Here is a 14,635-nt window from a genome sequence, read left to right as displayed (position 1 = left end):
CCACGAACACGCATGGGCGGTGAACCGGCGATCTATGTGACTGAGAGCCCCGGCTTTTACCTGATCGTTCATACGATGCCGGTGCCGTCATGCAGGTCGTATCGGTGAAAAGGAATTGCCGTTTCATGAGCGTGCCTGCTCCTACTCCCCTGAACGAACCCGGCTGCTCGTGTCGGCCACGTGGCCGGAACGGCATTGGCTCCGGAGCCTTTCAACGATGCCCGGTAAAACTTCGAGCACCCGGTCGACATCCTCGTCACAGTTATCGCGCGAGAACGAGAAGCGGATTGTTCCGTGCGCCATAGCATGAGGGATATCCATTGCCCTCAAGACATGGCTCGGCTCCAGCGAACCGGAGGAGCAAGCAGAGCCGGAAGAGCAGGCGATGCCATAGCGGTTGAGAAGAAGGAGCATACTGTCTCCTTCGACACGTTGAAAGGCGATGTTCGCCGTGTTCGGCAACCTCTTAAGCCTATCGCCGGTTACGAAGGCGCCTGGAACACGCTGGACAATGCCGTTCTCCAATCGATCTCGGAGCGACTTTAATCGGGTGCTCTCGTCGTCTATTGATTTCAGGGCGAGTTCGGCAGCCTTGCCTAAACCGACAATCCCGGCCGTATTTTCTGTCCCTGCGCGTCGGTCGCGCTCCTGATGACCTCCCTTGATCAGTGAGGAGAAAGATAAGCCCCGCCTGAGATAGAGTGCACCAATGCCTTTTGGTCCATGGAATTTGTGTCCGGACAACGAAAGCATGTCGATTGCAGTAGGTTGGAGGTCCATTGGAACCTTGCCGACCGCCTGGACCGCGTCGGTGTGGAAAAGTGCACCGATTCTCTTGGCCATCTCGGCAAGCTTAGCGACCGGGAAAATGGTTCCCGTCTCGTTGTTCGCCCACATGATCGAAGCAATCGCTACACGATGAGTGAGGGCGGTCTCATAGGCGTCAAGATCGAGACGTCCATGTCGATCCACTGGGATCCTGTGTACCTTAATGCCGCGCGTCTTCTCCAGATGGCCGCAGAGTGTCAGCACCGCTGAATGCTCGACTGCGGAAGTCACGATCTCTGTGCGCTCAGGCATCACCTCCAGCGCCGAAAGGATCGCCGCATTGTCGCTTTCCGTCCCCCCCGAGGTGAACACGATCTCATGATCGAACTCGGCGCCGATCAGCGCTTGCAATTGCCGGCGCGCCTTCCTCACCGCCTCGCGGATGGAGGAGCCAAAAGCGTGCGTCGACGAAGGGTTTCCAAACTGATCCGCAAAGAACGGCAGCATGGCTTCAACCACTTCAGGATCGACTCTGGTCGTTGCATTATTGTCGAGATAGATCGCTCTCATGGGTGGATCTCGACTGAGGGGAAGCGGTGACAATGCTGCGGCGTCTTGCACATGCTGTTGTTTGATAGCCTCGGGCAAGCAGCGCGGGGTGGAGTCGTGCGATGGCGCGTCACGCGATCTTGTTGGCATCGATAACGTCGCATAGCCGCCATCAGTAGGAAGGGAAGAACGTTGTGCGCTCGCGCCTTTTCCAACGGTTGGATTCGCCGCGGCTGCTTAACTAGATGGGTCGCCAGCTTAGCTTGTCGCTGAGAACTGAACTGTTGCAGGCTGCGGCGATTTTTAGACCCTGTCCTACGCGATTGCCGGCTACAACATCCATTTCGACCCTGCCAATTTCTCCAGGCCTCAGATTTCTGTTGTGACGGTCTGATCGTCCTCCTCTGCCGGAACGAGGCTTTCGACGACCAGTATTGTATAAACCGCTGACACGTCTTCGACGGCTTGAACGAGTGTCGTCCGTCTACTGCCAGATCTAGCGAAGTGAGCGACTTGGTCATGAAATCAAGCCTCTTGACACGCACGCGTCTTCGCTCACCTTTCCTCGGCGCGGAACTGCTTGCAGAGGGGGCGTCTCCTTTGGAATCCTGGCCCGGATGCCCGCCAAAAAATTTTGCTGCCTCAGGATAATCCGTTGATGAGCAGACCTTTCTCTCCGGCAGCAAACCGCTTAAAAAGCCTGCTGTCTCCTGACGGACGGTTTGAGGCGCTTCGGCGGGCTTTAGGGTTATGAGTTCGGCCAGCGCTGGCGAGAAGGCGGTCGCTGGGTTGGAACGCAAGGACGACGGCGTCACCAGAAACGCTTCCACCGTTGGATCGACTCCAATTATCAATTCAGGCCCTCTACCGTAGGAAACTGCCCCGGTCTCGCTGAGGGGATTTTCCTGCACGCCGTCGTTCTTCGGATTGAAAAAGGAAACCATGACCTTTTCGCAATAATTCCGCATGGCTCTCTCGCTTTCTCGGTGATCAGCCGAAGGATTTGCCGCAAGTGCAGTTCTGGTGCGCATTGGGATTGTCGAAGACAAAACCGGAGGTTTCTGGTCCCGTCACGAAGTCGATCGTCATGCCGTTGATGTGTGCTTGCGAGTCTGCGTCAACGAACACCTTGACCCCATTTGTTTCGATCACCGCGTCGCCCTGGCCCTGGACGCTTTCTAGCCCCACCAGGTATTTGTAGCCGGCGCATCCACCTGCCTCGACCGCGATGCGAAAGCCTTCCGCCTGCTCGGCTCGGGAAAGCGTTACGTTCATGATGGCGGCGGCATTCTCTGTGAGCTTGATCATGGGATGATTCCTTTTTGTTCGATGGCGCATTTTCGGATTACCGTGCATGCGTCGTGCCAAGCGGTGAGGAAGGCCAAGAGTTCGATCAGCCCGCGTGTTGTATTCCTGCGTCGTCGAACATCGGAGATCTCGAAAGCGCGCCAACTCCAGAACGTCTGCCCGCGTATCTCCGTCTATCATTTTCGGTTGAGGCTCTCGTTGCCGCCGCACCGAAATCCCAGCGGTTCGGCGAAAATGAATGGGAGGCGACAACTGCTTCTAGATTTGTCGCTTGCGCGACATAAAAATTCTGCACGAGTTTTCGTGATTAACCGCTTAGCCCCTAAGCGCTTGGGCTATGGAACAGACATCTAATCTTTTCTGGAACGTCAGCTTAAGCGGCCGGAACAACTTTTGAAGCTCCCGTGACGAGGCTGCGGTCGCCAGCCCATATGAAGTCGATCCTCCATGGAGAGGACTAAGCACAATGTCACATGTGCCTCAGTTCCGCGGTTTTTGGGAAAAGGGCATCACCTACGGTACAAAGGACTTATCCCTCCGCGGCCGCCAGTACAAACCGTTTCTCCCGCCGGCGTTGCGCGGACGAGGGGATGTTCATCGCCTCGCGATATTTGGCGACTGTGCGGCGAGCAATGTCGACGCCTGTTTCCTTGAGCTTGGCAACGATGCCATCGTCGGACAGCACATCATGGAGCGTCTCTGCGGCAATAAGTGCCCTTATCTGATGGCGCACAGCTTCGGCCGAGTGCGCGTCACCGCCTTGTGAGGACGGGATCGCGACGGTGAAAAAATACTTGAGCTCGAACACGCCGCGGGGCGTGAGAATGTATTTGTTCGACGTTACCCGACTTACAGTGGACTCGTGCATGTCGATCGCGTCAGCGATGGTCTTAAGATTGAGAGGGCGAAGATGAGCAATGCCATCTTCCAAAAAGACATCCTGGTGGCGCACGATTTCGGTCGCCACCTTAAGGATCGTCGTGGCGCGCTGATCGAGACTCCGAACCAACCAGCTCGCGCTCTGGAAGCATTCGTTCAGGAATGACTGATCTTTCGAGCTTTGGGCGGTTAGGCGAGTAACTTGCGCAAAATAGGTTTGGTTGATCAGTACCTTGGGCAAAATCTCCCGATTAAGCTCGACGTGCCATCCGCCTCCCGGCGAGGGTAGGACGAAGACGTCGGGTATGATGGATTCCGACCTTGCGGACTGGAACTGGTTTCCAGGCTTTGGGTCAAGTGCACGAATTTCGTTCAACATATCGAGAAGGTCGTCTTCATCGACCCGGCAACGTCGCTTCAGTGCTCGAAAATCGCGTCGCGCAAGCAACTCGAGATTTGCGACCAGAGCTGCCATGGCCGGGTCGAACCGGTCTCGTTGGCGCAACTGAATCTCGAGGCATTCGCCCAGACTTCGCGCAAATATGCCCGGCGGGTCAAATAGCTGCAAAGCCTCAAGAACCCGCTTCACTCCAGCCTCAGGGCTATTTAGCCTCTCTGCTAGCTCCAGAAGGTTCACTTGCAGATACCCAGTGTCATCCAGATGGTCGGCAAGCGCGCCAGCAATCAGCCGCTCCTGGGGTGTGAAGGCAGTGAGGGCGATCTGATGGGCGACATGTTCGTGCAATGTCTCAGTTGAGGCGGCGAACTCATCCAGGGAAGGCCTTTCCCCCGGCGAAAGGTTGCCTGTGTCACGGATTGATTTCCAGGGACTAGACAGCTCAGGCATGTCCGTCCTGGCCGGTCCATCAACGTGGTCTTCGCGTGCGCTGATATTTGGATCATCCGCCGCAGTTGGCGATACGCCAGAAGCCCCGCCGTCATTCGACGCCAGGTCGAGAAATGGGTTCTTCTCGATTTCCTGTTCCACGAACTGATTCAGTTCGGTGTGCGCCAGCTGCAGCAAGCGAATAGACGCGATGAGCTGGGGCGTAATAACCAGCGATTGCTGCTGACGCTGATGAAGGCTTGTAAAGGACTTCATGGTTCGAGCAAAACTCCTATCATTCGGCGCAGGTGTGCACGACAAGTCGTAGCTGCTGGTCGTTGGCTTCAATGCTCATACGAAGGCTGGGGCCTTAAGGCATTTCAAAATGTTTTGCGGCGAAGAAACGCCATACGGATCGGTCGCGCAGTTGTCGCCAAAGCCTTCTTCCTCGAACCACCCCTCCACGACGCCATTATTGATCACGGCAGCGTAGCGCCAGGAGCGCAGACCGAAACCGAGATTGTCCTTGGCGACGAGCATACCCATTTTCCGAGTGAATTCTCCCGAACCGTCCGGGATAAGCTTGACATTTTTCAACCCCTGAGACTTGCCCCAAGCATTCATGACGAAGGCATCGTTGACGGAGAGACAGTAGATGTCGTCAATGCCATTCTTCTTAAACTCGACATAAAGACTTTCGAAATCAGGCAGTTGGAAGGTGGAGCAGATTGGCGTGAAGGCGCCCGGCAGCGAAAAAAGGATTACCCGCTTACCGCTGAAATAGTCATCGGTCGTCTTGTCTTCCCAGCGGTAGGGGTTGGGACCGGATATAGACTCGTCGCGAACCCGCGTGCGAAAGGTGACAATAGGGACCTGCTTTTCCATGGTCATCAATGAAGCTCCTCTAGGAAAATTTATTTGCGGCCTCTCAGTCACGGCTAACACGAATCCGACCTCGGCCCACACGCCAGGGCAAGCAAGCGTCATGCCATTTGGCCTGAAGGAGATGGACTTGCGGTCAGCACAGGGCCTTCGTCGCCGCACTCGTGCGCTGCTCGTGCGGGCGAGCGAATTGTGAAGCCGTTGTGCCGCGCTGACGGCCGGGCGCTGTTTCGGCTACTTCCGACCGCATCTCGATCAAGGTTTCTCTGCCGCCTTTTAGAACCTTAGCATACTGCCCGCCAGTCCGGTCGCGGCGGGAAGGCGCGGGTCACGAGGTTTGAGGTTCTGCTCGTGCGTATGTCTACCCGCGCACGTTTTCTTGTTTGAAACTGCACAAGAAAGTTTGAGGTCCGACAAAAAGGGGGCGCCAGGCTCGGACCGCGCATCGAAAAATGGTGAAACGCAAACGGCTCCGATAATTTCGTCACAGAAGACGACGATGGCGGATATCCGCAGGTTGGGGGCGTGAAGAGCTCGCAGCCGCCAATATCGATCGGCTGATGCCGACCGGCACCCGGGTCGCGCTATGTAGCCTTTGGCCTACGAGCATTTGTTGCTCGGCTGACGTCGCCGCGGAGCTGATATTTTGTTCCTCTCACCGCTCACCGCTCAGCTCGCTGGCGACCTGCTGGGCGCCCGGCGCCGATGGCGACGCCACCCACCTGCCCGGCGGCTATCCCGAGCTGCAAGCCGGCGGCTCCGGGACTAGAAGTTTTCTCGCCCGGAATGCTCGATGTGGTAGCGCCCGGCACGTCCGTCTGCATCCCGACAATGCCGCCTAGTTCTTTACGCTGGCGCGCCAGGCTGGCCTTTCCAATACGCGGGTGGTAATTACCCGCTGATTTTCTTTGCGAGCGCATCCATGTCGGGCACGGTGATATGCCGGATGTTCTCGATGCGGATGACGCCCTCTTTGCGAAGCCGGGTCAACTGGCGGCTGACGGTTTCGATCGTCAGCCCGAGAAAGTCGGCAATCTCGGCACGCGATAGCGGCAGATCGAAGGCAGTGCTCGTCGCCGTCTCGGCGTGGGCGGCAATGAGGTGGAGCAGGCTTGCGACCTTCTCCTCGGCGGTCCGCCGGCCGAGCGTCAGCATCCATTCGCGCGCGGCATCCAGCTCATTCAGCGCCTGAGCGTGCAGGCTACGCTGCAATTCCCTAGTCTCCAATATCATGCGTTCGAGCAAATTGCGGGGGAACACGCAGATCTCCGCATCGGTCGCGGCCTCGGCCGACAGCGTGCTTTCGCGCACGAAGGGGCGGCCGACGAAATCGGGGGCGAATTGCAGGCCAACGATCTGCTGGCGCCCGTCCGACATCACCTTGCAGAGCTTCACCACGCCGCGCGTGATGTTCGAATAGAAAGAGTTTTCCGATCCTTGTGCAATGATCTCGCAGCCTGCGTCGACCTTGCGGCGCAGCGAGTGGCGGCCAAGTTCGCTAAGCTGGCCAGCCGACAAGGCGCCGCAAACGACGCCGTGCCGCGCCTGGCAGGAACGGCAAGCGACGGAAGTGCCAATCACGAGAACCTCACTGCGTGCGACGTCCATGTCCTGATCCCTTCGAAAACCGCCTATGCCGGACATGCCCGAGACGACCACGCGGCCGTTGCGACTTCGGCTATCCCTATTTCTTCCAGCGCGTCTTTGATGGCTATCAATTTCATCGGGATTGCGATTTGATCCAGATCAAATCTCCGTACCCACGCTCTTGCCGTGCCAGGCAGGGTAGTTTGTGGATTTGTTTCGGACGGCATTTTCGGCCCGCCGCTTGAGCGGGCTTTCTGCGGCCATCGCCTTCCGTCTCGGCGGACGGTAGGCCACCATACCCATTGCTGTCAGGCAACACCCAATCGGCAGATTGCCGCCGACTCTTAGGGTGGTGTCGTCGGGCTGGTAGAACTGACATTCAGGACAAAGGAGTAGCACGCTTCGAGCTGTTCCCGGAATTCCGCCGCTAGCTCGATGCCACAATTCAAAGCTACCCACCCTCAAGCTATCCCACTGCATCGCAGTACATCAGGACATTCGTTACTCGTCGCGCTGTCTCTGGCCCCCGGCTGTGGTGGCTGGAAAAAAGTCGCACCTGAATAGATGGCATCCGGCACCTGATGTCGGGTTTTGTTAGATACGCGACACGGCCTTGATCAGCCAATCTTTAGTTCTGCCTTGAGCCAAAGCGCTGAAAGGCAATTGAAAAATTTCTTTCCGGCCAAATCAATCAAATTGGCATGAACTTTGAAGTTCTTCTTGCGGGGCGGCAAGGACTGTCGGCCGGTTTCTTTGGTGACCGCCATGGAGCGGAGGAAATCAAAATGCATCTGTGCTCAGAACGCATTTACCGGAAGAGAGGTACCCGTGAAAATCCGATGTCGACCGGAAGGGCGGGCGAGGCATCCAAGAAATTTCGACTTCGGCCAACAAAGCAGCGTGGATTTCGAGCCGCACGGCGATCTGATCGCTGCATCGCATGTCATTGGCGCCTCGCGCTGCTGAGATTGGAAATCTGGCGCTCAACGATTTTGCTCGCTCCCTCTCCGAGGAGAATTCGTTCTCGGCGAAGGGGCTTTGATGACAGGAGAAAAGCAGTGGCTACCATTAGGGTTCCAGAACATGTCCCTCCCGAAATGGTGAAGGACTTCAGCCTGTTCACGTCGCCCGGCATGGAGCGCATGCCAAATGGGGATCCGCACGCAGCTGTCGCTTGCCTCCATAATGGACCGAGAATCTTTTATTCTCCCTGCAATACGCGCGATGGCCGAGGTACCTGGGTCATCGTTCGCGCTCAGGACCAACGCAAATTGCTGCAGGACACCGGAACCTTTTCCAGCCATCGGAGCCTTTTCGCCTCGGCGCTTGGCGAAAACTGGCCGCTGATCCCGCTTGAACTCGACCCCCCGGCTCACAGCGTGTTTCGCTCACTTCTCAATCCGCTGCTTTCGCCCAGGCGGATAATGGAGCTTGAACCGGCGGTCCGTGATCGGGCGATTGCGTTGATTTCCAAGATTTCCGCGTCGAGCACAAGCTGCGACATCTTGACGGACTTCGCCTTTCCTTTTGCGGTTAGTATCTTCCTCCGTTTGCTCGGCTTATCCGATGAGCGCCTCAATACATTCGTGGGCTGGGGGAAGGACCTGCTCCACGGCGACGGCATCAGACGAACCGCAGCCGCCCGAACAATTTTGGCGTTCATCGATGAACTTGCAGCGATGCGCCGCAAAGAACCGGCCGACGATTTCATGACCTTCGTCGTGCAGGCAAAGGTCGACGGCCGCCTGTTGAGAGACCAGGAAATCCATGGAATAGGCGTGCTTCTATTCGTCGCGGGACTGGACACCGTGGCAACGGCGATCGGCTTTGACCTGGCCTATCTCGCGCGCAATCCGACAGAACAGGAATTGCTGCGGAGCAAACCGGATCGAATTGTGCTCGCAGCCGAAGAACTGCTTCGCGCCTATTCGACCGTGCAGATGATCCGTGTGGCGACGAAAGATATCAATTTCGAAGGCGCGCCGATCCGTAAGGGGGACTACATTTCCTGCGCCACGATGATTGCCAATCGTGATCCGGTGGAATTCGAAAATCCGAACACGATCGATTTGGCACGAGAAGACAATCGCCACACCGCTTTTGCGTACGGTCCCCATCGCTGTCTTGGATCACACCTTGCCCGGCGAGAGATCGTCATCGGCCTGGAGGAGTGGCTGTCGCGCATCCCTGACTTCCGTATCAAGGATGGTACGGCGCCCATCACCTATGGGGGCCACGTGTTTGGAATGGAGAATCTGATCCTGGACTGGTCCTGATAATTGAGAGGAGGAAAGACATGGAGTACCGTATGCGCGTCATAGTGCACACTTCCAAATGCCAAGGTCATGCAAGATGCTGGGCCCAAGCGCCCGAAATATTCAATCTTGACGACGAGGGATACATACTGCCCGGTGCAATCGATGTCGAGGAGAGGGACGAACTGTTCGCGTCGCGAGGCGCTCGATCCTGCCCTGAACGTGCGCTGGAGATAGATTGCGTTTCGGATGCGTTGCTCGATCGCCTTTTGTTCAACCAACATTGTGGGGGTTGAAACGCAACGCAACTGGTGCATGACGGCGCCGTCGCTGTCCAAACACCTTACCCGCAGCTCTCCCATTGATGTCTACTTCTAAGGGCAGTTGTTTACATGCATGCCTAAGCAGAGGGAGGGTTTTTCCTTACGTCAGCCGAGCAGTTGAAAGCTGGCTGCGTCACTGGATGGGTAAGCGCCCCGATATCAGATGTGCGACAAGCGATGAAACACAAAAAAATTACCGAATTGCTCGACCGCGAGGCGCTCCGCGACTGCCTCTATCGGTATTGCCGCGGGATAGACCGCGCCGATGAAAGGGCGCTGCGCAGTTCCTACTGGCCCGATGCACGTGACAATCACGGGACCTATTCCGGTTCGGCCGAGGGCTTCATCGAGTTCGCCCTTGGTGTCTTCAAGACGGGACCGCGCAACATCCATCAAATCACGAACATTCTGATTGAGTTCAAAGCCGACTGATAATGCTTTCATCGAAGCGTTCAATGGCCGCTTCCGTGCAGAATGCCTGAACCAGCATTGGTTCCTGACCCTTGCGGATGCCCGCGAAAAGATGGAGGATTGGCGTAGATACTACAATGAGGAAAGACCTCATGGTGCGATCGGCAACAAGGCGCCGATCTCGTTGGTGAATTCGGGAGGCGCAACCAGCCCGCCTCCCTGAATGAAGCCGGAAAACTCTAGCATCCGGTGGTCCAACGTTTGGGAGCGGTTCAAGACCGCCGAGGCTCTAATCGCCGTCAGCGGCAGGTCAGGATCGAAAGCTTCAACATTTTTCGATTGGGAGCTGGGTGCGATTGTCTCCAGTTTTCGGATCCGTTGTCCTGCTGATAGTCGCGGTCGACCTAGCGGTGCAAGTGATGCCATCACGACACCGTCTGTCGGCTTTGTCTGATCGGCGACATTAGGTTTGTTTGGCAGTTTCCTGTGGTGGTTCGGAGTAACTTTCTGAAACCCAACCAAAAAGATCTTTCCTTCGGCTCGATCGGCCCACATGGCACGGGTTTTGAAGATTGCCATGCGAGGCGGCGCGAGCTGCCTGCCTTTTACTCAGCGATGGATGGAACGAAAGAAGGAAGGCGATATGGTAGATTTGCGTCAAATCGCATTTTACGGCAAAGGGGGGATCGGCAAGTCCACCACCTCCCAAAATACGCTCGCAGCGCTTGTCGACCTCGGGCAGAAGATCCTGATCGTCGGATGCGACCCGAAAGCCGACTCCACCCGGCTGATCCTGAACGCCAAAGCACAGGACACGGTTCTGCATCTGGCAGCGCAGGAAGGTTCGGTGGAAGACCTTGAGCTCGAGGACGTGCTCAAGGCCGGCTACAAAGGCATCAAGTGCGTGGAGTCCGGCGGTCCGGAACCGGGCGTCGGCTGCGCCGGGCGCGGCGTCATCACCTCGATCAATTTCCTTGAAGAGAACGGTGCATATGACGATGTCGACTACGTCTCCTATGACGTGCTCGGCGATGTGGTGTGCGGTGGCTTTGCGATGCCGATCCGTGAGAACAAGGCCCAGGAGATCTACATCGTGATGTCCGGCGAGATGATGGCGCTCTATGCCGCCAACAACATCGCCAAGGGCATCCTGAAATATGCCCATTCCGGCGGCGTGCGGCTCGGCGGCCTGATCTGTAACGAGCGCCAGACGGACCGCGAGCTCGACCTCTCCGAGGCGCTGGCTGCCAGGCTCAATTCCAAGCTCATCCACTTTGTGCCGCGTGACAACATCGTCCAGCACGCCGAGCTCAGGAAGATGACGGTGATCCAGTACGCGCCGGACTCCAAGCAGGCCGGGGAATATCGGGCGCTAGCCGAGAAGATCCATGCCAATTCGGGCCAAGGGACCATTCCGACCCCGATTACCATGGAAGAGCTCGAAGACATGCTGCTCGACTTCGGCATCATGAAGAGCGACGAGCAGATGCTGGCCGAATTACAGGCCAAGGAGTCAGCGGTGGTTGCGGCTCAATAACTGCCGCTGTCGACAGGACGCGCTGGCCCTTGAGCCAGCGCGTCCTTCCACGAAAGACGCTTCGGCGACGACGACCTAACCCGAACCTTGAAAGGGGGCAGGGGCCCATGAGCCTTGATTACGAGAATGACAGCGTTTTGCATGAAAAGCTCATTGCGGAAGTGTTAGCGCAATATCCAGACAAGGCGGCGAAGCGCCGCAAGAAGCACCTCAGCGTCGCAACGAGCCGCGACGAGCCTGGCGATGAGCCGAAGGCCCTTTCCGAATGCGACGTCAAATCGAACATCAAGTCCATTCCGGGCGTGATGACGATCCGCGGCTGCGCCTATGCCGGCTCCAAAGGCGTGGTATGGGGGCCGGTCAAGGACATGGTCCACATCTCGCACGGGCCGGTCGGTTGCGGTCATTATTCCTGGTCGCAACGCCGCAACTACTACGTCGGCCTGACGGGCATCGACACGTTCGTGACGCTGCAGTTCACCTCAGACTTCCAGGAAAAGGACATCGTGTTCGGCGGCGACAAGAAGCTTGAACAGGTCATCGACGAGATCGAGGAGCTTTTCCCCCTCAACAACGGCATCAGCGTGCAGTCGGAATGCCCGATCGGGCTGATTGGCGACGACATTGAGGCGGTGTCGCGCAAGAAGGCCAAGGAGCACGAAAAGACGATCGTGCCGGTACGCTGCGAGGGCTTCCGCGGCGTCTCGCAATCGCTCGGCCACCACATCGCCAACGACGCCATCCGTGACTGGGTTTTCGACAAGAACGAAGTCGAGTTTGAGACCGGCCCTTACGATGTCAACGTCGTCGGCGACTACAATATCGGTGGCGACGCGTGGGCTACGCGTATTCTATTGGAGGAGGTGGGGCTGCGCGTGGTCGGCAACTGGTCGGGTGATGCCACGCTCGCTGAAGTCGAGCGCGCGCCAAAGGCCAAGCTGAACCTCATCCACTGCTACCGCTCGATGAACTACATCTGTCGGCACATGGAGGAAAAATACGGCATCCCGTGGATGGAATACAATTTCTTTGGTCCGTCCCAGATCGAAACCTCCCTGCGCGAAATAGCCAAGCACTTCGGTCCGGAAATCGTCGACAAGACCGAGGCTGTCATCACCAAGTACCGGCCCCTGGTCGATGCTGTCGTCGACAAGTACCGGCCGCGCCTCGAAGGCAAGACGGTGATGCTCTATGTCGGCGGCCTGCGTCCTCGCCACGTCATCACGGCCTATGAGGACCTCGGCATGCGGATCGTCGGCACCGGCTACGAGTTCGCCCACAACGACGACTATCAGCGCACCGGCCATTATGTGAACAAGGGTACGCTGATCTATGACGACGTGACCGGTTACGAGCTGGAAAAGTTCATCGAAGGCATCCGCCCCGACCTTGTTGGGTCCGGCATCAAAGAGAAGTATCCGGTGCAGAAGATGGGCATCCCCTTCCGCCAGATGCACTCCTGGGATTATTCCGGCCCGTATCACGGCTATGACGGCTTCGCCATATTCGCCCGCGACATGGATCTGGCCATCAATAATCCGGTGTGGGATCTCTACGACGTCCCCTGGAAAAAAGAGGCCGCGCCAGCTGAGGCGGTTGCGGCCGAATGAGAGCCTGGCCTGTCTTGGGAAGGGGCAGGCCAGGCTCTTCCCATCGGACTTGATCCGCACTCGTGACAGATGACATCCCATTGCCGCCACCGGTGCGGCGCGATGAAAAGAAAGGTGCTTACTATGCCGCAGTCGGCGGAAAAAGTTCTCGACCATGCTCCCCTGTTCCGCGAGCCGGAATACAGGCAGATGCTCGCCGAGAAGAAAGCCAATTTCGAATGCCCCCACCCGGATCAGGTCGTTGCCGATCAAAACGACTTCACGAAGACCTGGGAGTATCGCGAAAAGAACCTGGGCCGCGAAGCCCTGGTCGTGAACCCGGCCAAAGCCTGCCAGCCGCTCGGTGCCGTCTTCGCAGCCGCAGGCTTTGAGCAAACGATGTCCTTCGTCCATGGCAGCCAGGGCTGCGTCGCTTATTACCGTTCGCATCTGTCGCGTCACTTCAAGGAGCCTTCATCGGCGGTCTCGTCCTCGATGACGGAGGACGCGGCAGTGTTCGGCGGGTTGAAGAACATGGTCGACGGGCTCGCCAATACATACAAGCTCTACGATCCGAAGATGATCGCCGTCTCGACCACCTGCATGGCCGAAGTCATTGGAGACGACCTCCACGGCTTCATCGAAAACGCAAAGAACGAAGGGTCGGTCCCGCACGACTTCGATGTTCCTTTCGCCCACACGCCTGCCTTCGTCGGCAGCCACGTCGATGGCTATGACGGCATGATCAAGGGCATTCTGGAGAACTTCTGGAAAGGCAACGAGCGGAAGGAGGTTGCTCAAGCCATCAACATCATTCCCGGCTTCGACGGCTTCTGCGTCGGCAACAACCGCGAACTGAAGCGCCTGCTCGACATGATGGGCGTATCCTACATCTTCATCCAGGATGCCTCCGACCAGTTCGACACGCCGTCTGACGGTACGTACCGCATGTATGACGGCGGCACGAAGATCGAGGACTTGAAAACGGCGTTGAATGCCGAAGCGACCCTGTCGCTGCAGCACTATAACACGCGCAAAACGCTGGAATATTGCAAGGAGGTCGGTCAGGTTACGGCTTCGTTCCATTATCCGCTGGGTGTTCAGGCGACCGACGAATTCCTGATGAAGGTCTCGGAGATTACCGGCAAGGAAATTCCTCCGACAATCGGCCTGGAACGCGGCCGTCTCGTCGACGCTATGGCAGATAGCCAAGCCTGGCTGCACGGGAAGAAATACGCGATCTACGGCGATCCTGACTTCGTCTACGCCGTTGCCCGGTTCGTCTTGGAAACCGGCGGTGAGCCGACCCACTGCCTTGCTACCAACGGCACGTCGGCCTGGGAAGCCGAGATGAAGGCGTTGCTCGCATCCTCGCCCTTCGGCAAGGATGCCCAGGTCTGGGCGGGCAAGGACCTGTGGGCGTTGCGCTCGCTGCTCTTTACCGAGCCGGTTGATCTTATGATCGGCAATTCCTATGGCAAGTATCTCGAGCGCGACACCGGCACCCCATTGATCCGGCTGACCTTTCCGATATTCGACCGGCACCATCACCACCGTTTCCCGCTCATGGGCTACCAGGGCGGCCTGCGCGTCCTGACGACGATCCTCGACAAGATCTTCGACAAGCTCGATCGCGAGACGAGCGAGCCGGGTGTGACGGACTATTCTTACGACCTGACCCGCTAGGAGCGGCGGCGGTCGGCCTTGTGAGGCCGGCCGCC

At 57.6% G+C, this 14,635-nt stretch carries 12 protein-coding genes and 3 pseudogenes; 8 read left to right on the top strand and 7 right to left on the bottom strand.

Annotation, left to right across the window (positions count from 1 at the left end; translation table 11 throughout):
- Positions 1-141 precede the first annotated feature (141 nt).
- The 4 genes from nifS to AMC88_RS26530 form a co-directional block, all read right to left on the bottom strand.
- Complete coding sequence (gene nifS / locus AMC88_RS26545; protein ID WP_012489549.1) at positions 142-1,338, bottom strand: cysteine desulfurase NifS; 1,197 nt, start codon at positions 1,336-1,338, stop codon at positions 142-144.
- Positions 1,339-2,307: 969 nt separating this feature from the next.
- A complete protein-coding gene (locus AMC88_RS26540) occupies positions 2,308-2,625 on the bottom strand; it encodes a HesB/IscA family protein (RefSeq protein WP_009995752.1) in 318 nt (105 codons plus the stop codon).
- Between the two features lie 529 nt (positions 2,626-3,154).
- Positions 3,155-4,606 carry an RNA polymerase factor sigma-54 gene (rpoN, locus tag AMC88_RS26535; RefSeq protein WP_011053429.1) on the bottom strand — a complete coding sequence of 484 codons (1,452 nt, stop codon included), beginning with the start codon at positions 4,604-4,606 and terminating at the stop codon, positions 3,155-3,157.
- 75 nt (positions 4,607-4,681) lie between these two features.
- Positions 4,682-5,221 (bottom strand): peroxiredoxin, encoded by a 540-nt coding sequence (locus AMC88_RS26530; RefSeq protein WP_004678566.1) that lies wholly within the window; start codon positions 5,219-5,221, stop codon positions 4,682-4,684.
- Between the two features lie 803 nt (positions 5,222-6,024).
- Between AMC88_RS26530 and AMC88_RS33375 the strand changes: the two are divergent.
- Positions 6,025-6,114, top strand: a pseudogene (locus AMC88_RS33375) (L,D-transpeptidase); the annotation flags it as partial.
- Here the strand turns inward: AMC88_RS33375 and AMC88_RS26525 are convergent.
- Entirely contained in the window at positions 6,104-6,820 is a 717-nt protein-coding gene (locus tag AMC88_RS26525; protein ID WP_010009905.1) for a Crp/Fnr family transcriptional regulator, read from the bottom strand. The pseudogene AMC88_RS33375 and the gene AMC88_RS26525 overlap by 11 nt on opposite strands.
- 596 nt (positions 6,821-7,416) lie before the next feature.
- Positions 7,417-7,590 carry a hypothetical protein gene (locus AMC88_RS33795; protein ID WP_010009909.1) on the bottom strand — a complete coding sequence of 58 codons (174 nt, stop codon included), beginning with the start codon at positions 7,588-7,590 and terminating at the stop codon, positions 7,417-7,419.
- A 306-nt stretch (positions 7,591-7,896) separates the two neighbouring features.
- Between AMC88_RS33795 and AMC88_RS26520 the strand changes: the two genes are divergently transcribed.
- The 4 genes and pseudogenes from AMC88_RS26520 to AMC88_RS32555 all read left to right on the top strand — a co-directional run.
- Entirely contained in the window at positions 7,897-9,075 is a 1,179-nt protein-coding gene (locus AMC88_RS26520; protein ID WP_010009913.1) for a cytochrome P450, read from the top strand.
- Positions 9,076-9,095: 20 nt separating this feature from the next.
- On the top strand, positions 9,096-9,350 hold the full coding sequence (locus AMC88_RS26515; protein WP_004678571.1) for a ferredoxin: 255 nt from the start codon (positions 9,096-9,098) through the stop codon (positions 9,348-9,350).
- A 204-nt stretch (positions 9,351-9,554) separates the two neighbouring features.
- Positions 9,555-9,797 (top strand): annotated as a pseudogene (locus tag AMC88_RS26510) (nuclear transport factor 2 family protein); the annotation flags it as partial.
- A gap of 1 nt (position 9,798) precedes the next feature.
- A pseudogene (locus AMC88_RS32555) lies at positions 9,799-10,011 on the top strand (integrase core domain-containing protein); the annotation flags it as partial.
- On the opposite strand, the gene AMC88_RS33790 reads toward AMC88_RS32555, so the two are convergent.
- Positions 9,939-10,367 carry a hypothetical protein gene (locus AMC88_RS33790; protein WP_064820026.1) on the bottom strand — a complete coding sequence of 143 codons (429 nt, stop codon included), beginning with the start codon at positions 10,365-10,367 and terminating at the stop codon, positions 9,939-9,941. The pseudogene AMC88_RS32555 and the gene AMC88_RS33790 overlap by 73 nt on opposite strands.
- Positions 10,368-10,431: 64 nt before the next feature.
- On the opposite strand from AMC88_RS33790, the gene nifH reads away from it, so the two are divergent.
- The 3 genes from nifH (at position 10,432) to nifK (ending at position 14,600) form a co-directional block, all read left to right on the top strand.
- The gene (gene nifH, locus AMC88_RS26500) at positions 10,432-11,325 is read left to right on the top strand and encodes a nitrogenase iron protein (RefSeq protein ID WP_040111861.1); all 894 of its coding nucleotides are present in this window, start codon (positions 10,432-10,434) and stop codon (positions 11,323-11,325) included.
- A gap of 107 nt (positions 11,326-11,432) precedes the next feature.
- Positions 11,433-12,935, top strand: coding sequence for a nitrogenase molybdenum-iron protein alpha chain (gene nifD / locus AMC88_RS26495; RefSeq protein WP_064820025.1), 1,503 nt, complete (start codon positions 11,433-11,435; stop codon positions 12,933-12,935).
- 123 nt (positions 12,936-13,058) lie between these two features.
- A complete protein-coding gene (gene nifK / locus AMC88_RS26490; protein ID WP_018247184.1) occupies positions 13,059-14,600 on the top strand; it encodes a nitrogenase molybdenum-iron protein subunit beta in 1,542 nt (513 codons plus the stop codon).
- Positions 14,601-14,635 lie beyond the last annotated feature (35 nt).

Source organism: Rhizobium phaseoli (genome assembly GCF_001664385.1).
Taxonomy (GTDB): Bacteria; Pseudomonadota; Alphaproteobacteria; order Rhizobiales; family Rhizobiaceae; genus Rhizobium; species Rhizobium phaseoli.
Note: the sequence above shows the minus strand (reverse complement) of the source record. Positions and strands in the feature narration are given on the sequence as shown.

Coding starts and splice junctions, on each gene's coding strand:
- AMC88_RS26525 (WP_010009905.1), bottom strand. CDS start 6,820: ATGGACGTCGCACGCAGTGAGGTTCTCGTGATTGGCACTTCCGTCGCT.
- nifK (WP_018247184.1), top strand. CDS start 13,059: ATGCCGCAGTCGGCGGAAAAAGTTCTCGACCATGCTCCCCTGTTCCGC.
- AMC88_RS26520 (WP_010009913.1), top strand. CDS start 7,897: ATGGTGAAGGACTTCAGCCTGTTCACGTCGCCCGGCATGGAGCGCATG.
- AMC88_RS26530 (WP_004678566.1), bottom strand. CDS start 5,221: ATGACCATGGAAAAGCAGGTCCCTATTGTCACCTTTCGCACGCGGGTT.
- AMC88_RS33795 (WP_010009909.1), bottom strand. CDS start 7,590: ATGCATTTTGATTTCCTCCGCTCCATGGCGGTCACCAAAGAAACCGGC.
- AMC88_RS26515 (WP_004678571.1), top strand. CDS start 9,096: ATGGAGTACCGTATGCGCGTCATAGTGCACACTTCCAAATGCCAAGGT.
- AMC88_RS33790 (WP_064820026.1), bottom strand. CDS start 10,367: ATGGCAATCTTCAAAACCCGTGCCATGTGGGCCGATCGAGCCGAAGGA.
- nifH (WP_040111861.1), top strand. CDS start 10,432: ATGGTAGATTTGCGTCAAATCGCATTTTACGGCAAAGGGGGGATCGGC.
- nifD (WP_064820025.1), top strand. CDS start 11,433: ATGAGCCTTGATTACGAGAATGACAGCGTTTTGCATGAAAAGCTCATT.
- rpoN (WP_011053429.1), bottom strand. CDS start 4,606: ATGAAGTCCTTTACAAGCCTTCATCAGCGTCAGCAGCAATCGCTGGTT.
- AMC88_RS26540 (WP_009995752.1), bottom strand. CDS start 2,625: ATGATCAAGCTCACAGAGAATGCCGCCGCCATCATGAACGTAACGCTT.
- nifS (WP_012489549.1), bottom strand. CDS start 1,338: ATGAGAGCGATCTATCTCGACAATAATGCAACGACCAGAGTCGATCCT.